Consider the following 20,039-nt stretch of genomic DNA (forward strand, 5'->3'; position numbering starts at 1 on the left):
TGCGAGCGACCGGCTTTGACCAAGCGCATCGCCATCCTGGGCTCGACCGGTTCCATCGGGAACAGCACGCTCAGCATCGTCGAAAGCTACCCAGAGCGGTTCGCCGTGGTGTCGCTTGCCGCGGGAGGTAACGTTGAAGCGGCCCTGGCCCAAGCCAGGCGATGGAAGCCCCGTGTGGTTTCGATGGCCACGGCCGAGGCTGCCGAGCAACTGACGAAGAAACTAGCGGCCGAGGACCTCCAATCCGTTGAGGTGGTCAGCGGGCCGGAGGGCGCGGTGCAAGTCGCAACCCACCCGGAAGCCGACTTCGTAGTCAGCGCCATCGTGGGCGTGGCGGGTCTGGAGGCCACGTATGAGGCCGTCAAGGCCGGCAAGCAGGTGGGCTTGGCCAACAAGGAATGTCTCGTAGCCGCGGGAGAACTGCTCACGACCGAGGCGAAAAAGCAGGGCAAGCCGCTGTTGCCCATCGATAGCGAGCACAACGCCGTCCACCAGTGCATGCGCGGCGGCCGGCTGGCGGAGGTCCGGCGCGTCTGGCTCACCGCGTCCGGCGGGCCTTTTCTGGACGTGCCCATCAGCGAGTTTCCCGGCATCACCGTAGAGCAAGCATTGAACCATCCCACCTGGAAGATGGGGCGGCGCATCACCATCGATTCGGCCACGCTGATGAACAAGGGCTTCGAGGTCATCGAGGCCTGCCGCCTGTTCGGCCTGCCTCCGGCGCAGGTCCAGGTCCTTGTCCACCCGCAGAGCACGGTCCACTCGATGGTGGAATTCGTGGACGGCAGCATCCTGGCGCAGCTTTCCCTTACCGATATGCGCCTGCCCATCCTCTACGCGCTCACCTATCCGGAGCGCGTCGCAAGTGACCTCCAGATGCCCTTGGGTGACCTTCGTCATCTGGATTTCCGCACCCCGGACGTGGCAAAGTTCCCATGTCTGGCGCTGGCCTACCAGGCGGCCGAGGCCGGAGGTGCCAAGACCGTGGCCCTGAATGCCGCTGACGAAGTCGCGGTGGCCGCGTTTCTGGACGGCGACATCCGCTTCGACGAAATCCCCCGTACAATAGAGAGGGTGCTGGATGCAACAAACGCGGCCCGTCCGGAATCTATTAAGCAGGTTCTGGCAATGGACGCCGAGGCCCGCCGACAAGCCCGGGAGCAGGTGGCCCGCCTGGCCGGCCGCCGTACCGCGGCCTCCCGCGCCGCAAGGTAGAAAACGGGAACTCCGGTAGAATAGAGGTCGTTTAGCGTTCTGTGATCGAAATCCTGTTCAGCAATATCGTTTCGGTGGCCATCGTGCTCGGAATCATGATCCTGGTGCACGAGTGGGGCCACTACGCCGTCGCCAAGCTATTTGGCGTGCGCGTGGAAGTGTTCTCGGTCGGGTTCGGCAAACGGCTCTGGGGCGTCAAGCGCGGCGACACCGACTACCGCATCAGCGCCATCCCCTTGGGCGGCTACGTCAAGATGGCGGGCGAAAACCCCATGGACGAGATCAGCGGGGCGCCCTACGAGTTCATGTCGCACCCGCGCTGGCAGCGGTTGCTCATCGCCCTGGCCGGGCCGGCCATGAACATCCTGCTGGCTGTAGGCCTGCTCACCGGCGTTTACATGGTGCGCTACGAGCACCCCGTCTTCCTGGACAAACCCGCGCTCATCGGCTGGGTGCTGGAAGACTCCTCGGCCGCCAAGGCTGGTATCGAAGCCGGGGATCTCATCGTCAAGATCGACGGCATCGAGAACCCGACCTGGGAGCAGGTCTTCCCCCAGGTGATGCTGAGCCCCAACCAGCCGATTGAAATCACGCTGAAGCGTGGCGATCAGCTCCTGGTGAAGACCATCCGGCCGGACGCCGTGGGGCCCTCGGAAGTCGGCAGCCTCGGGCTGCTGCCCGACAAGCCCAACACCGTGACCGCTCTGGAGCCGGGATTGCCCGCTGAGAAAGCCGGCATCCAGGTAGGCGACGAGATCGTGGGAATGAACGGGATTCCCATGCGGTCCATGCCGGCACTGCAGCGCTATCTGCAGCAGAACCGGGAAAAGCCGGTGGTGGTGAACCTGGTGCGCGACCAGCATCAGCTCAATATCACCCTGGCGCCCGTGAAGGCGGAGCTGGAAGGCGAGCAGTTCTATCGCATCGGCATCTACTCCGACCCGCAGGAGATTCACCAGTTGCCGTTCGTGGCAGCCCTGCAGAAGTCCATCGAGCAGAACAAGAAATACTCGCTGCTCATCGTGGAGCTGGTGCAGCGGCTGGTGCAGCGGCGGGTGTCGCTCCGCCAGATCGACGGCCCCATCGGCATCGCCGGAGCGGCCGGCGCAGCCGCTCGCCAGAAAGGCTGGATGCCGCTGCTCACACTCATGGCCATGATCAGCCTGAACCTGGGCGTGTTCAACCTTTTCCCCATTCCCATCCTGGACGGCGGCGTCATTCTGATGCTGCTGATCGAGAGCGCCATGCGGCGCGACATCAGCATCAGCATCAAGGAGCGCATCTACCAGGCGGCGTTCGTCTTCCTGGTGCTATTCGCGGCCATCGTGATCTACAACGACATCGCCAAGACGCTGCCCGGGCTGGCCAAGTACGTGCCCTGAGGGCTCGCGCCGTCGGGCTATCAGAATGAAAAGGGGCCGCTGAGATTCAACGGCCCCTTCCACTTCTGCCGATTTCTTCCGACTACGTGCAGCCGGTGAAGGCCAGCGTCTCCGCGGTGAGTGAAGCTGCGGGCGTCACCGTGAGCGACCCGCCACCCGACTGATTACTGGTGGAGAGTGTCGAGGGGCTGCAACTCTCGGTTCCTCCCGACATGGGCACGAACGCCTTCCCTTCCACCGTGAACACCACCGGGTCGACCGTATTCTGGGTGTAGGTCGTGCCGCCGGAACTGAACGCGCCCACGTTGGGATGCGCGCCCGGCACCATCACCGTGTAACTGGCGCAAAAGGTGTTGGCGGGACACGCGGCGTCGGACGCCGTCGGGAAGCTCAGCGTGGTGGCGGACTGCGCCGGCAGAGGCACCGTGACGCTCAGGGGCTGGCCCGGGATGGGCTGCAGCGCCGAGAGCTGAATGTCTGCTGCCGTCCCGGCGGCTCCCGTAGTCGTGGTCACCTGGCCGGCGATGGAGGCCGCAGCACCGCCCGTGGTCACCAAAGGCACGTTGCCCAGACTGTTGCCCGGCTGGACGCCGGTGGTCACGGTCGCAGCGAAGGCATTATTGGAACCATCCACCGCAGCCACCACCACGTCATAGGTTCCGGGAAGGACCGGGCAGAAGGTGAACTGGCCGTTGCTGTTCGCCGTGGTCTGTTGGATTACACGGTCGATACCGCCCACGTTCTGCTCCAGCGCCACGACAATCGTTCCGCCTGAGATGGGCAGGCCGGTCGCGGAATCCACCACCGTCCCGCTGATGGCGTTATTGGTGGTGTTGACTTCACCCGCATGCAGTACTGGCTTCAGCCGGAACTGACCGTTCCCTTGGATCACGACCGAGGAACAGGCGTTGAAGTCGATGTTCAGCGTCGACGTCTGCCCCTCCTCGACCACAAAATTGCCGCCGGCGAGCTGCCCGGACGGGATCTTGATGCCGGTCTGCGCTTCGCTGGAGAGCTGCAGCGTGTGCACGCTGCCGTCTGCCGCGAGCACCACGCAGTTGGCGGCGTTGCCCGTGCACTGGTTCCCGGAAAGCGTCGCACCGGAGTTGTTGTCCAGCAGGATCAGGCGGATCTGCTGGTAGGTTCCCGCCGTGATCTCCGTGCCAGGAGCCAGCGTCGCCAGGAAGCATTCCGCGTTTCCGGCAGCCAGCAGATCGACCTGGACCGGGTTGGCCGCCAGGTTCGGCGTCAGATTGACCCAGCCCCCGTCCCCGGCCCCAGCCGAGGAACTGGAGTGAATCCGGACCTCCTTGATGGTTACGTAGACGTGACTGTACGGACCTTGCGGCGCTTCGCAGGTTGCCGGGTCGCTCACCTTCACTGCGACCGTGCCGGTCTTGTCGGGATCGATGGTGATCTCACCCTTGCTGCTGCAAGCCAGCAGGACTGCACCCGCAGCCACCAGCGAGAGCAAAGCCAGAACCACGATGAGTGCGTGTTTTCCCTGTGTCATTAGAACGGCCTCCATGTGCGCGCCCTGCGCGCGGCGTTTTCGGGGAGGAGGCGGGGAACATTCCCGGAAGGGACCGAAAACGGATGTGCAAGCCTACCACCGGATGAGTGCCTGGTAAAACCAGCGCCCGGCCAGGCATGGTCCCAGCTTCCTCGAGTTGCGGCTCGGCGTGTCGCCGATGCCCGCAGTGCATGCGTAAAGTTACGACAGTCTTAGGATTCAGCAAGATAAGCTCGGGGTTGCCCGCCACAGGCGGCTCAAAGCCACATGCTAAACTAACGTACATGGCCGAGATCCGACGCCGGCAGACCGTGACTGTACTTGTGGGTGGGGTGCGCGTGGGCTCGGACGCGCCGGTGGTGGTGCAATCCATGACCAACACCGACACGGCCGACATTCCCGGCACCGTGGCGCAGGTGGCGGCGCTGGCCCGTGCGGGCTCCGAGCTGGTGCGGGTCACGGTGAACAACGACGATGCCGCCGCGGCCGTGCCGCGGATCGTCGAAGAACTCGACCGCCAGGGCGTGCGCGTGCCCATCATCGGCGACTTCCACTACAACGGCCACATCCTGCTCAAGAAATATCCGGCGTGTGCGCGCGCTCTGGCCAAGTACCGCATCAATCCGGGCAACGTCTCCATCGGACGCAAGGACGACGACAACTTCCGCACCATGATCGAAGTCGCGGTCCAGAACCAGAAGCCGGTGCGTATCGGTGTGAACTGGGGCTCGCTGGACCAGGCGCTGCTCACGCAGATGATGGACCAGAACTCCCGCCGTACCGAGCCGCGCGACGCCCGTGAAGTCACCCTGGAGGCCATGATCGAAAGCGCGTTGCGCTCGGCCGCGCTGGCGGAAAAATACGGCCTGCGCACCGATCAGATCATCTTGAGCGCCAAGGTCAGCGGCGTGCAGGACCTCATCGACGTCTACCGCGCTCTGGCGGCGCGCTGCCGCTACCCGCTGCATCTGGGCCTGACCGAAGCCGGCATGGGCGCCAAGGGGATCGTGGCCAGCACCGCCGGCATGGGCGTGCTGTTGCAGGAAGGCATCGGCGACACCATCCGCGTCTCACTCACGCCGGCCCCGGGCGGCGACCGCACCGAAGAAGTGCGCGTCGCCCAGCAGATCCTGCAGTCGCTGGGCATCCGCAGCTTCATGCCCCAGGTGACCGCCTGCCCCGGCTGCGGCCGCACCACCAGCACGTTCTTCCAGGAGATGGCCGACCAGATCCAGACTTACCTGCGGGAGCAGATGCCCGCCTGGAAGGGTCGCTACGCAGGCGTCGAGGAAATGAAAGTGGCGGTGATGGGCTGTGTGGTCAACGGCCCGGGCGAGTCCAAGCATGCCAACCTGGGCATCTCCCTGCCCGGCACCTTCGAAGAACCGAAAGCGCCCGTCTACGTCGACGGGCGCCTTTTCACCACGCTCCGGGGAGAGAACATTGTGCCGGAGTTCATCAAGATCCTGAACGAGTACGTCGAGTCGCACTATTCCGTGCGCGCCGAGGCCGCCAGCGCCGTTTAGCGCTATACCGCCAGGGCGAGGAGTCCCACCGACGCGACCGCCCACAGTGCGAAGCCCACCACGATCAGCGTGACCCGCACCGCCATGTTGTCGATGATGTGGTTGTATTCGCCGCTCATTGCTTTCACCATTCCTTTACTCCCCGTCCCTCTGCCCTTCTTAGACGGGAATACGCGCGAAAGGTAAGACAGGTTCCTCCCGCCCGGCGAAGCCTGGGACGAAGCGGTCAGGCACGGTTGCGAAACAGCGAATCCGGCGGCGGCTGGGCGATCGTCTCCAGCTCCGGGTAGTGCCGCACCAGCGTCTCCGGCGCCGCCACCGGCTGGCCCGTGAAGGAGTGCTTCAACTGCAGCGCATTCACCGTCGCCTTTCCTTCGAAGTGATTGTTGGCGATCACGAACACCAGGTCGGTCTTGGCTGCCACCGAGCGGATCTTCTTCTCCCAGCCGGCCAGTTCTGCATCGCTGTAGAGGTAGTTGTAGCGGTCGGCGCCCGTGGGACTGTCGAACCACTGGTCGTAATTGCGGCCATGCAGCCGGATGTAACCAAGCTTTGAGGTGGCGTGGGCGGTCGGCTTGAGCGAGCGCCCAATCAGCGGCTGGTCGATGTTGCAGAACGCCACGCCTCGCTCGCTGAAGTAGCGCAGGATGCCTTCGTTGTTCCAGCTCGAGTGCCGCACCTCGACCACCTGCGGATATTCGCGGAAGCGCCCCAGCAACCCTTCCAGGTAATCGCGGTTCTCATTGGTGTTTTTGAAGGAAAACGGGAACTGGATGAGCAGCGCGCCCAGCCGGCCTTCGGCGGCGATCGAGTCCAGGCCCTGCCGCGCCAGGCTTTCGTCTTCGGCGCCGGGCGCGATCGTGGAGGCCGTCGTGGACTCCACCTCGGCGTGCGGGGAGTGCGTGAACGAGCGATGCAACTTGGCCGTGAACAGAAAGTCTGGATTGGTTTCGCTTACCTTGCGGCACCACAGCTTGCCCAGCTCCGGCCGGATGTGCCCGTAGAACGACGTGTTGATCTCGATGGTGTCGAAGTAACGCGCCAGGTAAGCTGCGGGATGCTCTTTCTTCTTCAGGCCCGGCGGGTACACGACGCCTTCCCAGTCCTTGTATGACCAGCCGGCGGGACCGATCAAGATGCGCACGCGCGATTCACCCGGAGTGTGCAGTCCGGAACTCATGCTTGCATTCTAGCTGCCTGTCCGTGTTCGCGAAGTCCCGCTCGCGCCCGAACCGCTCGTTCAACAAGAAAAAGGGGCCCCGGCTTTTGGGGCCCCAACGGAAAGAAGCTAGCCTGGAGAGGAGCGGCGTTTAGGCCTGTGCTACCGGCCATTCGCCGGGAAAACGATAATCGTCAATGCGGACTGCAACACCGGGCAGGTCCGTTCGGCCGCCGGGTTGCACCTTGCGGACTACCTTGCCCATGCACAGGACTTCGGTAGACACGCTGCCGATGGCGTCCATTTCGAGCACCAGAACCACTTCCACCGGGGCCGTGGGTTCCAACGTCTCGGCGCCACGCAGCAGCATGCCGGTGCAGCTCACGTTTTCCGTACGGGCTGTCTGCCAGCCGCCCTTTCCGGATGTGCGGTAGCGAACAGGCAACTGCAGCGCGAACCGGCGCGCCCTGTCCTTCACTTCAGTTCTGCTTTCGTTTGCTTGCATTGGACCGTCCCTGAACTGCCTTTGTGCGGCACCTGGGGGCGTGCCCGAGATTCTTTCCCTGGGCACCAAGAATACGGCCAAGGCCCGTGCTTGCAAATGGCCCGATTGGGGGGTGCGATGGCACGAAGGTGGCAGGCCTACGCCCTGCCCATGGGCATATCCGTCGGGAACTGATAATCGTAGATGCGCACCGCCAGGCCCGGCATGGGATCGCCTGCGCTGGGAGCGACCCTCCGCACTACTTCTCCGGTGCAATACACTTCCGGGGAGCTCTCCTCCACCACATCGACTTCCAGGCGGAAGATGACCTCAACCTGGGTGCGGGTTTCCACCACTTCAGGCGTGCGGAACAGGATGCCGGAGCAACTGATGTTCTGGCTGCGGGCGTGATGCCACTCCGCCTCCCCAACGGCGCGGTAGCGCACCGGCAGGTCCAGGATAAAGCGACGGGCGCGAGGCTGGCCGCGTTGCCATTCCTGCTTCAGTTCGGCTGCGTTCACCCTGTCCTCCAGCCGCGCCCTGGGGAAGAACTCGCCCGGAGCGGAGTGCACTTGCAGGGTAGAGGCGCGCCCGAAACCGGTCAATCGGATGGCGGTGGAGGGGCGGTTGGCACCAACGTGCCATACCAGCACTGTGCCGCAGAGCCTGCACTGCATGGCCAGCCGCGCCAGGCGCTGAACGCTCGCGGAGGGCGCACGGACCAGGGTCCCCGGTTGCCCAACGCCGGCTGACTGCATCATAATCTGTGGCCCCAGGGGAGGGCTATTGCGCATGCAAGGTCTGGCTCCGCTTTCGCCCGGCTTGTTCTCGCCGCATCCCAACCTGAGCGACGCCATCAATCGGAACATCATCCGGTCGGAGGTGGAAGGCGGCGTTTACCTGGCGGATCTTCCTCCGGAAAGCGGGCTCGAAATCACTACTCAGAACCATTTCTACACTGTCCACCGGCGCGGGATGGGAGAGACATGGATCTCGGGACACCCGGATTTCTGTCCGGCTCCGGTGCAGGTGCGCATCTTGGGGTCGAACTGGGGCGGCTCGATGCTCAAGGTGGCGTTCATCGGCCGCGGCATGCGCCTGGAGTTCCACCACCCGGACTATCGCGTCCCTATCGTGACCTCACGCATTCGCGAGATCCGTGAGATCCGACCCAGCCGCACCGCCACGCCGCACGCACGCGCGTTCAGCAGGTGCCTGCTGAGTGCTGACGGCTCAGCGTGAGTGCGTATCGCTTATGGCTTAGGGCTTTCCGATTTGCGGTGAGGTGCGTTCTCCTTGGCGCCGAGGGAGCGCCACCGCTTGGCCCAGGCGCGTATCTGCTCAGCCAGGCGGATTTTTTCCGGCCAGGTCAGCGCTCTTTGTTCTTTCTGCCACCGGGCCTGTCGCGCCAGCAGTTCTTTGAGCTCATTCATTGGGGAATCTCTTGTCAAATCGCTGCCACGCCTCGGCCAGGCCGTGCTGCTCCGCCAGGCGTTTGACTTCCTCACGGCTGACACTGCCCGATTCAAGCAACGCCAGGATGCGCGCGTAGTCCTTGGCCCGGCCCACACTCAAGGCGATCACTGCCAGGTAATCCGCGCGCACGACCCGCAAGGGAACGCCTTCGAAGTCAGCCGTCTGGGCTCGCTCCACCGCCTCGCGGGTTAACGGGCTGAACACAGGCACGAACTGCACCGGCCACGCTCCTACTTGGATGGTTTCGCGCTCGGGTTGGAGTCCTTTCGCGGTGCAGAACTCGTAAATGCCGCGCAGCGCATCCACCCGCTCCGGCTCCGGTACCTCCACCAGCACATCGGCATCCAGGGTGGCTACCGGCTCGGTGTAGCGCATCTGCGCGGTCGCGCCAAACAGTGCGTAGTTCCGGATGACTCCCCGAGACTGCATCTCGTTGAGCAACTCCGCCAATTCCCTCACGCCCCGAGTCTACAAAAACCCTTGGAGGGTGTCATTCTGACTCTCCCGCACGTAGCGACGGACTTACGCCCGTATGCCTATCGCTTATCGCTCCTCGCCTACTGCTAGCGCCTATAGCTGCTGCCCCAAAAACAAACCGGCCGTCCCCCGGGTGTTTCGAGGACGGCCGGATGTGGCTGGTTCCTGCTCTTCAGTTGCCGTTGATGGTGAAGGGCAGCGTAAACGTGGCCGGGTTCGGAGCCGCCAGCGTATCCAGCGGCCCGGTGCAACCCGAGTTCACGTTCTGATACAGGCTGGCGGAGAAGTCAAAACTCCCGTCAGCGGGCAACGAGCCCTGCGGCCAGTTGTCCTTTACCTTCGAATGCACCGTGGCCAGAAAGCTGCCTCCGGCGGCCACACTCACGTTCTGCAAGCAAAGGTTCTGCTGGTATCCGGTTCCTGTGCCGGACAAGAGCACGTTGAAGTTCGACGTGTCATACTCCCCGGCCGCAGTGTAGCCCAGCACCGCGTTGCCCGGATTCCCGCTCGGATTGGTTGTGAAGCTGGAATCGAGCACGATCCCCAGGTCAAACGCCTGGTCGGTCGCGCAGGTATTGGCAATCAGCACGTTGTCCGAATACTGCCCGGGCTGCGTCCCCGTCACCTTCCCGGCCTTTGCGCCGTTTGCAGGCACAGTCATGTTGGTCGTGCTCAGCATGCCCACGGCGAAATCCTGATCGGTCACGAAGTTGTAGACCTTCAAACAACTCGTGGGATGCGCCAATAGGATGTGGACCTGGATGTTGGTCACCGTCCCCACCTTCGGGCCGGCATCCAGCTTCAGGTTGCCCACCAGGTCGGTGCCGTCGGCGCTGGGAGGCGGGTTGCCCTCGTTGTCGTTGGTAATGGACACGGTTACCGTCGAGACGCCACTCTGTCCCGCCGCCGTAAGCGTAAAGCTCGCGGGGTCAGGCGAAAGCTCCACGTTCCCGCCCTGCTGACTCTGCAGCAGATTGAACGCGATGCCCGAACCATAATTGGTCGCCGGTGAGCCCAGGTTATCCACCCAGTTCACATCGAAGGTGGCGAATTCCCCGATCGGGAACTGGTACGCGTTCACCGTGTAAAAGAGCTGGATGGTTCCCACCGCCTGGCCATTGTTCACGATCACCGGCGAGCCGGTCGCGTTGTTCACTGTGACCGAGATGGAATCTTTCGCCAGCGCGGCTTCGCTCGCCGCAGCCAGCAGCAGCGCCAGCGCCAGCACTGCGTATTTCGTCTTGCTCTGCATTGTCTACTTCCTCCTCATGCGCCGGGTCAGCCGGCTTCTGAACTACCCCGGGGCCAAAGCCCTCTCCTGGGGCTGGCTCCTGAGAGGTGGAGGCCAAGCCTTGCTGGGGATGCCCTGAGGATGGGGCATGGGCGGAAGTTTGAAAATCGGCCACCAGTCTGATTACCCATGGCACGGAGGTGGGAGAAGTAAGCTCCTCGGTTTCAGCAGGATACAGTTGGAGCGTTACCTCGGTTACCCGCATTTCGGTGAGCGGGTTACTCACGTGCCAAGAAAATCGGCCGTCCCCAGGTTCGGAGACGGCCGATTGGCCCACCACAGAACGGTTACTTCTTGTAGCCGATTGCTCCTGCCGTGCACGTACCAATCGTTGTGCTGCTACCGAGGTTCGTAATGGTCGCCGTCACATGGAAAGGCTGGTTGGCCGTCGCGCAGCTCGTTGCAATGTTGCTTGGAGCCGGAGATCCGAGACCGTTCCATTCCAAGTGGTAGTCCACCCACAACGTGTACCCAGCTGGGACAGTGATGTTCTCCAGGTTGTCATCTGCTCCGCTAGGAATGTCGTCGTTCACCTGCTGGAAGTTGGCCGCACTCAGGTCAGGAAACGCCGGGAAGAGTGAGGCGTGAATCGCCTGCGTCCCGTGTGCATGAACGCCGGTTCGGTCAAAGTGGACACTAACGGTCACATCCGAACCTGTGTTATTCGTCCACAGCACGTTGTAGTAGAATTGGCCCGGGTTGGTAGCAACCTCGATATTCTTCTTGTTGGTCACGATTGTGAAGCGGCCACCATCGCCCGAACTGATCGCGTTACCTCCACAGTCGTTAAGGAAATTGAACCCGGAGTCGGTGACGAAGCAACTGATTGCCGATCCTTCCGCAACGTGAACGTGAATGTGAATTGTGTTGTGGGAAATCGGCTTGAAGTTGGCCGCCTGATTTTCCGGGTCAAAACCTACCTGGACGTTGGCCGCATAGTCTCCGGCAGCTAGCGGTCCAGTGCTGATAGTGATGGTGGATGACTGTGTCGTCCCGTTGCAAACCGTGACTGGAGACGGTGCCACTGTGGTCGCGCTCTGGATCGGAGGTGCATTTCCGCTGACGGCTAGGGCAACCGTTGCGCAGTCTGCATCTCCATCGTTATCGACTAACGTCAAGTCCACAGGAATGCTGTCGTTGATCGATGATCCGGCGCTGACGTTGTAGTCGAAGAACCACTCCACCGGGGCAGCGTTGTCTACCGCCGGCACTCCTCCGGTGCTGTTGTGGGCCACAACCTGTAGTTCGTCCTTCGGCGGCGGTCCTACCGCCCACGCTGTCAGGCTCGCCCCGGCGATTAGCACCGCCAGCGCGAGCATCGTAAAGATGCCAAAGCTCGTCTCTCTTCTCATACCTTAGTCTCCTCTTCTCGCCGCGCCTCGCACGCTCATGCCTCTGTCGCCGGCGAATGGTTGCGAACGTTGTTCCAGGCCCAGTGGAGAGGTTCTTCTCCGGGGAAGGCGGTGCGTCTTCTCTCAGCGCGTGGGAGGGGCCCGGTTCTTACAGACGAAGGAGACTTGAGCGGACCGGCAGGAAGGCCTTTCATCATCCACCCTGCCCACCACCTGGGCTGGCGGACGCCAGGGCTGTGGAGCCACAGCCGGTGTGGCTTCCCGCTTGCCCTTGGGGACATCCACAGAGGCGTCGTCGTTGGCGGGATTATCGAGTGCCGCCATCCGGCCCACGGGCGTCAAGGCCACCCCGCGCGGTGCCAACATGAACACCAGCAGCGTCAGGCAGGAGCCGTACACCAGCGGCTTGGCATTCAACCGAGCGAAATCCATCTGGTTCTTGCTCGCTCTTGCCGGATCCTGCCGGCTGGTTGACGAACGTTGAGGGCCCCTAGCGACAACTCATGTCTTGTCCACGCTCCTGCTTCGCTTGCCTTGAAGCCGGTCAGAACGAAAGTCGTACTCAGAGAACTTGGCCGGCGCGTAGCCGGCTTCTGCGCCCGACGCCTTGGCCAGGCAGAGTTCGAGCACCCGGTCGGCGCACAACTGCGCCTTCGCCGCGCGCAGTTGCTGCACCAGGTCGGCGCACATGCGTGCGATCGCGAGCCGCTCTTCGTCGAACCTGGTCATGGCATTTCCCCTTTGCCTCCGGCGCCTTGCGTCTGCCTCTGCCTTCCGTTGGCGGGAAAGTCGTAATCCGAGAACCTGGCCGCCAGCGCATAGCGGTTCTTCGAACCTTCGCATGGGGTGGAGCGCACCACATGCGCCAGGCAGGACACCTCCGGAGGCGCGTTCGCTCCCGGCGCCCATCGCAAGATCAGCGTGATGGCCAGCGGCGTGTTGGGTGCCAGCGCTTCTTCTGCGTCGAACAGCGCACCGGACGTACGGATGTCGCGGGTTTCGCTGCTGTGCCAATCCGTCTGGCCCAGCGCGCGGTAGTGCAGGGGCAGTTGGATGCGGAAGCGCGGCGCGCGGGGATGCAGTCCGTCGCGGCCGTTCCACCTTTCCATCCAGCTTCTCCTGGGGTGGGAGCGGGCCCGCTGTCCCTGGGATGTGTGCCGTAGCGGTCCCTACTGGGTGCAGCCTAGCGGTGCCGCCGATTTCTGACAATCGAACGAAGGTGGAGTTTCCCTGGTGCCGCTGTGCCATCGGCTCTGGCCCCGGAGTGGTGCCGGTGCTATGGCTTTCATGTCTCCTTATTCCATTCCCATCGCGGTGGTCAGGACGAGTCGTACGTCCGTTCTAACGGCTGAACTAGCTCAGGACTGTGATTGCTTTGGCTCGCTCTTGCCGGAGGGGAAATCGTACTCGGCAAACTTGGCTGCCAGCCTGGCACCGCTTCCCGGGCCGTCTGCAGGGACCGCCCGCACCACATGCGCCAGACAGGAAACCTCGGGAGGATCCACCACTGGGCCCCGCGCCCACTGCAGGATCACGGTCATCGCCAGCGGGGTATGCGGTGGCAGTGGCTCTGCCGCATCGAAGAGGACGCCCGAGTGGCTGATGTCATGCGTCTGGCTGCTGTGCCACTCCTGCTGGCCGAGCGCGCGATAGCGCAGCGGCAGTTGGATGCGGAAGCGCGGCGCACGCGCACGACGGCCTTCGCCGGTGTCCAATTGCCTCATCCAGACTCTCTCGCTGGGATTTGAGGAGGGCCGCTACCCTGGGAAGTCCCTGCCAAACGGCCTTTTCGAGGTGAAGCCTACGCGCGCAACCCACAATCGGCAATTGACCGAAGGTGGTGCCCAGTCCCGTCCGCTGTGCCATGTTCGCATGGCACCAAGGTGGTGCTCGCCGTTCCGGCCGGCGCAGGGCACCGAATCCTACTGCACGTCCACCAGGTTGTGGTTGATGGCGAACAGCGCCAGCTCCAGGCGCGTCGAGACTCCCAGCTTGTCGAAGATGTTGGTAAGGTGGTGCTTCACGGTGTCTTCGGAAATCGTGAACTTCTGCGCGATATCCTTGTTGGTCAGGCCGGCCACGATGGTCGCGACGATCTCCAGTTCCCGGCGCGTGAGGCCGAAATTCTTTCTGCGTCCCTCGCCGCCCGATGCCAGGGCGGCACGCAGGTACTGCACAAGATCGTTGACGCTCTCCCGGCCCACCCAGAACTGTCCGGACATGACCGTGCGGATGCTCTTCAGCAGCAATTCCGTCGCCGATTCCTTCAGCACCACGCCGCGAGCGCCAAGCTGCAGGGCCTCGACGATCTGCTCCTTGCCCACCGCCGCCGCCAGCACCATGGTGCGCACCGGCACCGCGCTGTCGGCCAACTGGCGCAGCGTCGTCATGCCCGGCATGCGCGGCATGGCCAGGTCCAGCAGCAGAATATCGGGCTTGAGCTGTTTGGCCAGCTTCAGCGCCTCGGCGCCGTCGCCCGCCTCGCCCACCACGTGCATGTCGGGCTCGCCCTCCAGCAGTTTCTTCAAGCCGTCGCGGAAGATGGCATGGTCATCGGCCAGCAGTATGCGGATCTTCTGTGTCTTGTCCATTTATTCCTTGGGCCTCTGGGGAAACAGGATTTCCAGCCGCGCACCGCGCCCCGGAAGCGATTCTATCGTGAGTTCGCCTCCGATGGCGCGCACCCGCTCGCGGATGATGCGCGGTCCCTTGCGCTCCTCTTCCAGTTCTGCGTAGGTCAGGCGCCCCACGAAATCGAATCCGCGCCCGTCGTCGCTGATCACCAGCCGGTAGGAGCCGTCGTGGGCGCTCAGCCGCAGGATCACGCTGCGGGCGTCGCTGTGCTTCAGCACGTTCACCAGCGCTTCCTGCACGATGCGCGCCAGGTCGCGGCTCACGCTCGGCGGCAGGGCCAGCTCCTGCAAATCGGTGTCGAAACGCACCGCGATGCCCGTTTCCAGCCGGAACTTGTCCACCAGGCCGGCGATGTACTCCAGCAGCTTGCGCGGGTCAATCTCCCCCGGCCGCAGTTGATGCATGAGCTCGCGCAGGTTCAGGACCTCGCGATGCAGGATCTTCTGCACCGTGGTGAGCTCCTCGGCCACGCGCGCGGGATCGCTCAGGTCTTTGCGGCGCAGCACGTCCACCCGCATCTCCGCCGCGATCAGCGACTGGATGGTGCCGTCGTGCAGCTCCCGCGCCACCCGGGCGCGCTCCACCGCTCCGGCGCGCGAACGCATGCGGCGCAGCAGGTACACGTTGTAGATCGCCGGGCTGACCTGGCGCACCAACCCCTCGAAGAAGCGCAGGCGCGCCTCCGGGTAGCCCGCCAGGCTCGGATCCAGCAGGTACAACCGGCCGGTCCACTCCCGCCCGAATTCGAAGCTGGAAGCCAGCATGGATTGGGCGGGATGTCTCTTCAGCAGGCGCGCGGGCAGCTCCGCGGGTATTCCTCGCAGGCGGCGGCCTTCCGCCTGGAAAGCCACAAAACCGAAGCGGCCGCGGTGACGCCGGGCCGCGTACCAGCTGTGGGCCTCTATCGGGAACAGATAGGTCTCGCGGTCGTCGCCGCTCAGTTCACTGTTCTGCAGCGCCGCTCGCCCGCCTGCGGCGGGACGCGCTTGCCACAGGAAAGCCCGGCCGGTGCTCACCTCCTGCACCGCGAACAGGGCCTGCTGCGAATCGAAAATGCGTATCAGTTCCAGCAGCACCGCCTCCAGGGTCCCGCGCAGGCCGGCTTCCACCCGCGCCATCCCCAACAGCCTGGGAACGATGGCGATCTCGGCCCGCAGGCGCTTCTCTTCCTCCGCCAGATAGCCCAGCAGGAAACCAAGGATCAGCAGGTAGGTGGAGCGCATTACGAAGCGGTTCACGACCAGGCCCTCGCCCAGGAAGCCCTTCAGCGGACCGACCGTAAACAACGCCGCCTCTCCCATCAGCAGCAGGACGGTCGCCATCGCTGTGATCACCGTCTCCACGAATCCCCAGCGATACGCCGCCGCCAGCAGCACAAAGCTGAAGAACAGGAAGAAGGGACTGTTGGGCCCTTCGGTCACCAGGGTCAGGGCCGTGGGCCAGAAGATGTCGGCTGCATGGATCCAGAGACGGAGCTTCGGCTCCCACTGCGCGTGGGCCCGCAGCATGGCCAGCACCGCCGTGCTGTACACCAGATAAAGCAGCAGCAGGAAATAGGCAGCGAAGGAGAAGCGCACCGGCTCGGTCGGAGCCAGGTGAAGGGCCACCATGGCGGTGATCGCCAGGAAGCCTCGGCCGGCCGCCAGCACGCGCTCCTCCCGCAGGCTTTCGCTTGCGGCGTCCGGCCCGGCAAGCCGCGTATACCAGCGTTTCGCGCCACCCAGGGGTAACAAAGGAAGAGTCCGTTTCTCGGCGCATTATCCCCCGACACGGAAAGCCGGAGCAAGGCACTTACGTCAGAAGCTTGGCGAAATTTTCTCTTGACAGGTCACTTCCTATTTGCTAATATTGTGCTGTTGACTGTGTCAGTCAGCTAAGTCCTTGAGAATCAAAGACCGAGGGCTTAAGCTCTTTGAAATCAACGGCTTCTCCCCAGACCGTGGGTTTAACTCCTTTGTTATCAAAGACCCCGGTATAGGGGGCGGCATCGCTTTGGGCAGCGTCTCCAGCCCCGCCGCCGCGCTTCTTACAAGCCCGCTTCGATGCGGGCGCGCGGATCGAGGAAGTCACGCAGCGCGTCGCCCAGGAAGTTGAAGGAGAGCACGGCCAGCATCAGCGCCCCGGCGGGAAACAGCACCAGATGCGGCGCGTCGAACAGGTGCGAGCGCCCGTCGTTCAGCATCGCGCCCCAACTGGCCGTGGGCGGCGGCACGCCCAGCCCCAGGAAGCTCATGGTGGCCTCGGCCAGCACCGCGCCCGCCATCCCGATGGCCGCCTGCACAATCACCGGCTGGATGATGTTGGGCACGATGTGCCGCACGATGATGCGCAGGTCGCTGGCCCCCAGTGCGCGGGCGGCTTCCACGAACTCGCGTTCGCGAACCGCCAGCACCTGGCCGCGCACCAGGCGCGCGTAGCCCACCCATCCTCCCAGGGAGAGCGCCAGCACCAGGTTGAACAGTCCCGGTCCCAGGAAGGCGACGAACGCGATGGCCAGCAGCAGCCCGGGAAAGGAGAGGAAAGCGTTCATCACGATCACGTTGAAGAAGCGGTCGATGCGCCCGCCGTAGAAGCCGGCCACCGAGCCCACGATCAGGCCCAGCGTGAGTGAGACCAGCACCACGCTGGCCCCCACCGCCATGGAGATGCGCGCGCCATACACCAAGCGCGAGAGGATGTCGCGGCCCAGTTCGTCGGTGCCGAACCAGTGCGCGGCCGAAGGGCCCGCCAACCGAGCCGGCAACTCGATGTAGGCCGGATCACGCGGCGCCAGCCAGGGAGCCAATACGGCGCAAATCGTGAACAGCGCAATGAGCATCGCGCCGGCCAAGGCTAACGGATTATGACGGAACTGATTCATTGCCATCGACGAATCGCCGGATGGATGAATTGACGAATTTGCCGGGCCGCTTCCACGGTCCGGAGCGCTTGCAATTCGGCAATTCGTAAATCCGACAATTCCTCAATTCCCCCTGATTCTCGGATTCACCACCGAGTACAGGAGGTCGGTCACAAAGTTCACCGCCACATACGTCAACCCGATGGCCAGGATGCAGCCTTGCACCAGGTAGTAGTCGCGATTGCCGATGGCTTGCACGGTAAGCCTTCCGATGCCCGGCCAGGAAAAAATCGTCTCCGTGACGATGGCGCCGGCCAGCAACGCGCCGAATTGCAGTCCCACCACTGTCAGGATGGGGATCAGCGCGTTGCGCAGGGCGTGCCGGTAGACCACGGTGCGCTCCCTCAGCCCTTTGGCGCGGGCCGTGCGGATGTAGTCCTGGCCTAGTTCTTCCAGCATGGCGGTGCGCATCATGCGCGTCAGAATGGCGGCCAGCGCGCCGCCCATGGTGATGGCGGGCAGCACCAGATGGGCCGCCGTGCCCGAACCGGAAACCGGCAACAGTCCCAGCTCGATGGAAAACACCAGAATCAGGATCGGGCCCAGGGCGAAGTTGGGAAACGACAAGCCCAGCAGGCTGACCAAGCTGATGAGCCGGTCATCCCAGCGATTGCGCCGCCGCGCGCTGTGCACACCCGCGGGGATGGAGAGTGCGATTGCCACCACCAGCGCCGCGATGGTCAAGCCCAGCGTATAGGGATAGCGTTCGCGGATGAGTTCGCCCACCGGGCGGTCGAAGCGCAGGGATTTCCCCAGGTCCCCGCGCACCACGCCCTTCCAGTAGTTGACGTACTGCTGGCCCAGGGGAACATCCAGGCCGTAATCGCGACGCGCCTTCTCGATATCGGCGCTGGCCGCTCCTTCTCCCAGCATCTGCTGGATGGGATCGCCGGGCACCAGGTGGATGAGCAGAAACACCACCGAAACCACCAGCCAGATGACCGGCAGGGTGTACAGCAAGCGGCTTGCGAGGTAGCGGATCACATGCGAGGGCTAGTCGCCGGCGCGCTCCACCGGTGCGGGTCGCGAGCTCTCCACCTTGACGCGGGAGACGCGGCGGCCCTCCATCTGCAGCACCGTGTAGCGATGGCCTTCGAAGTCGAACCACTCGCCGGGCGCCGGGATCTTGCCCAGGCGCGCCAGCACGAAGCCGGCCAGGGTCTCAAAACCCTGCTCGCGCGGCAGGAGCAGTTGGTAGCGCGCCTCCAGGTCGCGGATGTTTTCGCCGCCATCGAGGATCAAGGTGGTCGAACCCAGAGGAAGCGGCGGCTGCTCGGTGACATCGTACTCGTCCTCGATTTCCCCCACGATCTCCTCCAGCGCGTCCTCCACAGTGACCACGCCCGCGGTCGATCCGAACTCGTCCACGACCACGGCCAGGTGGCGCTTGCGGTTCTGGAACTCGGTCAGCAGGTCCGCCACGGGTTTGGTGTCGGGCACCACCAGCACATCGCGCATCACCTGCCGAATGGGAGTGTGGACGCTGGGCGAATCCGGTATCACGCCGCCGCGGAACTTCACCAGTTTCTGGTGCATCAGGCGGGCCAGGTCTTTGGCGTAGAGAACACCCACGATGTACTCCGGGCCCAGCTTGGGATCGTACACCGGCACGCGCGAGCGCTGCTTCTCGATGACTCGCGTCATCGCCTCCTCCACCGACATGTCCCCGGGCAGCGAAAAGATGTCGGGACGCGGGGTCATGATCTCGCGCACCGTCACGTTCCCCAGTTCCAGGGCGCGGTGCAGCATCTCCTCCTGCAGGGGCGGCAGCAGGCCCACGCGCCGGCTGGCGGTGACGATCAGCTTCAGCTCATCCGGCGAATGGACGCCGCCCTCGCGCACCTGGCGCGAGCCGAACAGCCGCAGCACCACCCGCGAAGAACTGTTCATGATGGCCAGGAACGGCCGGAAGATGGTCATGACGACGTCCATGGGTCCCGCCACCGCCAGCGCCAGGCGCTCGGCGCGCTGCAGCGCCAGCGACTTCGGCACCACTTCGCCCAGAATCACGTGCAGGTAGGTGATCAGGGTGAACGCCACCCCGATGGCGATGGCGTGGGCGTACACGGCGGCGTAGGGCACGTGCTGGAACAGGGGCTCGATCACCGCGGCCATGGTGGCCTCCCCGATCCAGCCCAGCGCCAGGCTGGCGATGGTGATGCCCAACTGCACGGCGTTGAGCACTTCGTCCAGGTTCTGGTGCAGCTTCTGCACCGTCCGCGCCCCGATGCGCCGCTGCTCGATGAGCTGCTGGATGCGCGTGTCCCGCACGCTGACCAGCGCGAACTCCGCGGCTACGAAGAACGCGTTCAGCGCCACCAGCAGCAGAACCAGGAACACCCGCAGCAGCACGTAGGTGATCATGGGAAACCATGATTCTATAGCACTCCGCCCGGGAAGGATTTCCACGCCTGTCCATCCCCTGCAAAAAGCGGGAGTTGCCGCTTCCCTTTTTTAGGCACCGGGGTCTAAAAGGGCGTAGGGTGAGGCCGATCGGGCACGCTCCGGGCCCGGACGCTTTCGGGCGCCCCGAGGTTTCGTGCCCACGGAGGGAACCAACCGGCACGATCCGCCGTACCATACGATTAGCTGCTCGCAGCACGTATCCCCGGAAGGCACCGCCAGGAGGCA

22 protein-coding genes are annotated in these 20,039 nt (G+C 63.9%); 4 read left to right on the forward strand and 18 right to left on the reverse strand.

Going from position 1 to position 20,039, the window contains the following annotated elements:
- Positions 1–15 precede the first annotated feature (15 nt).
- Both VNK82_09070 and rseP read left to right on the forward strand, forming a co-directional pair.
- Positions 16–1,215 (forward strand): 1-deoxy-D-xylulose-5-phosphate reductoisomerase, encoded by a 1,200-nt coding sequence (locus tag VNK82_09070; protein HXE91099.1) that lies wholly within the window; start codon positions 16–18, stop codon positions 1,213–1,215.
- A gap of 41 nt (positions 1,216–1,256) precedes the next feature.
- Positions 1,257–2,597, forward strand: coding sequence for an RIP metalloprotease RseP (gene rseP / locus VNK82_09075; GenBank protein ID HXE91100.1), 1,341 nt, complete (start codon positions 1,257–1,259; stop codon positions 2,595–2,597).
- Positions 2,598–2,679: 82 nt separating this feature from the next.
- On the opposite strand, the gene VNK82_09080 is transcribed toward rseP, so the two are convergent.
- Complete coding sequence (locus VNK82_09080) at positions 2,680–4,110, reverse strand: DUF4382 domain-containing protein (GenBank protein HXE91101.1); 1,431 nt, start codon at positions 4,108–4,110, stop codon at positions 2,680–2,682.
- 284 nt (positions 4,111–4,394) lie between these two features.
- Between VNK82_09080 and ispG the strand changes: the two genes are divergently transcribed.
- On the forward strand, positions 4,395–5,636 hold the full coding sequence (gene ispG, locus VNK82_09085) for a flavodoxin-dependent (E)-4-hydroxy-3-methylbut-2-enyl-diphosphate synthase (protein ID HXE91102.1): 1,242 nt from the start codon (positions 4,395–4,397) through the stop codon (positions 5,634–5,636).
- A 2-nt stretch (positions 5,637–5,638) separates the two neighbouring features.
- On the opposite strand, the gene VNK82_09090 is transcribed toward ispG, so the two are convergent.
- The 4 genes from VNK82_09090 to VNK82_09105 form a co-directional block, all read right to left on the reverse strand.
- Positions 5,639–5,767: a hypothetical protein gene (locus VNK82_09090; protein HXE91103.1), complete on the reverse strand. Its 129-nt coding sequence runs from the start codon at positions 5,765–5,767 to the stop codon at positions 5,639–5,641.
- A gap of 95 nt (positions 5,768–5,862) precedes the next feature.
- On the reverse strand, positions 5,863–6,816 hold the full coding sequence (locus VNK82_09095; GenBank protein ID HXE91104.1) for a DUF72 domain-containing protein: 954 nt from the start codon (positions 6,814–6,816) through the stop codon (positions 5,863–5,865).
- A gap of 130 nt (positions 6,817–6,946) precedes the next feature.
- Positions 6,947–7,273, reverse strand: coding sequence for a PilZ domain-containing protein (locus VNK82_09100; protein HXE91105.1), 327 nt, complete (start codon positions 7,271–7,273; stop codon positions 6,947–6,949).
- A gap of 164 nt (positions 7,274–7,437) precedes the next feature.
- Positions 7,438–7,956: a PilZ domain-containing protein gene (locus VNK82_09105; protein ID HXE91106.1), complete on the reverse strand. Its 519-nt coding sequence runs from the start codon at positions 7,954–7,956 to the stop codon at positions 7,438–7,440.
- Positions 7,957–8,071: 115 nt separating this feature from the next.
- On the opposite strand from VNK82_09105, the gene VNK82_09110 reads away from it, so the two are divergent.
- Entirely contained in the window at positions 8,072–8,521 is a 450-nt protein-coding gene (locus VNK82_09110) for a hypothetical protein (protein HXE91107.1), read from the forward strand.
- Positions 8,522–8,532: 11 nt separating this feature from the next.
- Here VNK82_09110 and VNK82_09115 read toward each other — a convergent pair whose 3' ends face one another.
- From VNK82_09115 to VNK82_09175, 13 genes are all read right to left on the reverse strand, one after another.
- Entirely contained in the window at positions 8,533–8,712 is a 180-nt protein-coding gene (locus VNK82_09115) for a hypothetical protein (protein ID HXE91108.1), read from the reverse strand.
- A complete protein-coding gene (locus tag VNK82_09120) occupies positions 8,705–9,214 on the reverse strand; it encodes a hypothetical protein (GenBank protein HXE91109.1) in 510 nt (169 codons plus the stop codon). The genes VNK82_09115 and VNK82_09120 overlap by 8 nt, the downstream gene beginning before the upstream one ends.
- A gap of 190 nt (positions 9,215–9,404) precedes the next feature.
- Positions 9,405–10,484, reverse strand: coding sequence for a hypothetical protein (locus VNK82_09125; GenBank protein ID HXE91110.1), 1,080 nt, complete (start codon positions 10,482–10,484; stop codon positions 9,405–9,407).
- A 326-nt stretch (positions 10,485–10,810) separates the two neighbouring features.
- On the reverse strand, positions 10,811–11,875 hold the full coding sequence (locus VNK82_09130) for a hypothetical protein (GenBank protein HXE91111.1): 1,065 nt from the start codon (positions 11,873–11,875) through the stop codon (positions 10,811–10,813).
- A 123-nt stretch (positions 11,876–11,998) separates the two neighbouring features.
- Positions 11,999–12,307 (reverse strand): hypothetical protein, encoded by a 309-nt coding sequence (locus VNK82_09135; protein ID HXE91112.1) that lies wholly within the window; start codon positions 12,305–12,307, stop codon positions 11,999–12,001.
- Positions 12,308–12,376: 69 nt separating this feature from the next.
- A complete protein-coding gene (locus VNK82_09140) occupies positions 12,377–12,604 on the reverse strand; it encodes a hypothetical protein (protein ID HXE91113.1) in 228 nt (75 codons plus the stop codon).
- Entirely contained in the window at positions 12,601–12,984 is a 384-nt protein-coding gene (locus VNK82_09145; GenBank protein HXE91114.1) for a PilZ domain-containing protein, read from the reverse strand. The genes VNK82_09140 and VNK82_09145 overlap by 4 nt, the downstream gene beginning before the upstream one ends.
- Before the next feature lie 249 nt (positions 12,985–13,233).
- Positions 13,234–13,599: a PilZ domain-containing protein gene (locus tag VNK82_09150; GenBank protein ID HXE91115.1), complete on the reverse strand. Its 366-nt coding sequence runs from the start codon at positions 13,597–13,599 to the stop codon at positions 13,234–13,236.
- Positions 13,600–13,797: 198 nt separating this feature from the next.
- A complete protein-coding gene (locus tag VNK82_09155; protein HXE91116.1) occupies positions 13,798–14,466 on the reverse strand; it encodes a response regulator transcription factor in 669 nt (222 codons plus the stop codon).
- Positions 14,467–16,242, reverse strand: coding sequence for a sensor histidine kinase (locus VNK82_09160; protein ID HXE91117.1), 1,776 nt, complete (start codon positions 16,240–16,242; stop codon positions 14,467–14,469). It lies immediately after the preceding gene.
- Between the two features lie 293 nt (positions 16,243–16,535).
- Entirely contained in the window at positions 16,536–17,375 is an 840-nt protein-coding gene (locus VNK82_09165) for an ABC transporter permease (protein HXE91118.1), read from the reverse strand.
- 96 nt (positions 17,376–17,471) lie between these two features.
- On the reverse strand, positions 17,472–18,392 hold the full coding sequence (gene nikB / locus VNK82_09170; GenBank protein ID HXE91119.1) for a nickel ABC transporter permease: 921 nt from the start codon (positions 18,390–18,392) through the stop codon (positions 17,472–17,474).
- Positions 18,393–18,401: 9 nt separating this feature from the next.
- Positions 18,402–19,772 carry a hemolysin family protein gene (locus VNK82_09175; protein HXE91120.1) on the reverse strand — a complete coding sequence of 457 codons (1,371 nt, stop codon included), beginning with the start codon at positions 19,770–19,772 and terminating at the stop codon, positions 18,402–18,404.
- Between the last annotated feature and the right edge of the window lie 267 nt (positions 19,773–20,039).

Source organism: Terriglobales bacterium (assembly GCA_035573675.1).
In the GTDB taxonomy this organism is placed as follows: Bacteria; Acidobacteriota; Terriglobia; order Terriglobales; family Acidobacteriaceae; genus DATMAB01.

Excerpts from the sequence above, each read along its gene's own strand:
- VNK82_09080 (HXE91101.1), bottom strand. The coding sequence starts at position 4,110 with ATGACACAGGGAAAACACGCACTCATCGTGGTTCTGGCTTTGCTCTCG.
- ispG (HXE91102.1), top strand. The coding sequence starts at position 4,395 with ATGGCCGAGATCCGACGCCGGCAGACCGTGACTGTACTTGTGGGTGGG.
- VNK82_09090 (HXE91103.1), bottom strand. The coding sequence starts at position 5,767 with ATGGTGAAAGCAATGAGCGGCGAATACAACCACATCATCGACAACATG.
- VNK82_09095 (HXE91104.1), bottom strand. The coding sequence starts at position 6,816 with ATGAGTTCCGGACTGCACACTCCGGGTGAATCGCGCGTGCGCATCTTG.
- VNK82_09105 (HXE91106.1), bottom strand. The coding sequence starts at position 7,956 with ATGCAGTGCAGGCTCTGCGGCACAGTGCTGGTATGGCACGTTGGTGCC.
- VNK82_09110 (HXE91107.1), top strand. The coding sequence starts at position 8,072 with ATGCAAGGTCTGGCTCCGCTTTCGCCCGGCTTGTTCTCGCCGCATCCC.
- VNK82_09115 (HXE91108.1), bottom strand. The coding sequence starts at position 8,712 with ATGAATGAGCTCAAAGAACTGCTGGCGCGACAGGCCCGGTGGCAGAAA.
- VNK82_09125 (HXE91110.1), bottom strand. The coding sequence starts at position 10,484 with ATGCAGAGCAAGACGAAATACGCAGTGCTGGCGCTGGCGCTGCTGCTG.
- VNK82_09130 (HXE91111.1), bottom strand. The coding sequence starts at position 11,875 with ATGAGAAGAGAGACGAGCTTTGGCATCTTTACGATGCTCGCGCTGGCG.
- VNK82_09135 (HXE91112.1), bottom strand. The coding sequence starts at position 12,307 with ATGGATTTCGCTCGGTTGAATGCCAAGCCGCTGGTGTACGGCTCCTGC.
- VNK82_09140 (HXE91113.1), bottom strand. The coding sequence starts at position 12,604 with ATGACCAGGTTCGACGAAGAGCGGCTCGCGATCGCACGCATGTGCGCC.
- VNK82_09145 (HXE91114.1), bottom strand. The coding sequence starts at position 12,984 with ATGGAAAGGTGGAACGGCCGCGACGGACTGCATCCCCGCGCGCCGCGC.
- VNK82_09150 (HXE91115.1), bottom strand. The coding sequence starts at position 13,599 with ATGAGGCAATTGGACACCGGCGAAGGCCGTCGTGCGCGTGCGCCGCGC.
- VNK82_09155 (HXE91116.1), bottom strand. The coding sequence starts at position 14,466 with ATGGACAAGACACAGAAGATCCGCATACTGCTGGCCGATGACCATGCC.
- VNK82_09165 (HXE91118.1), bottom strand. The coding sequence starts at position 17,375 with ATGGCAATGAATCAGTTCCGTCATAATCCGTTAGCCTTGGCCGGCGCG.
- VNK82_09175 (HXE91120.1), bottom strand. The coding sequence starts at position 19,772 with ATGATCACCTACGTGCTGCTGCGGGTGTTCCTGGTTCTGCTGCTGGTG.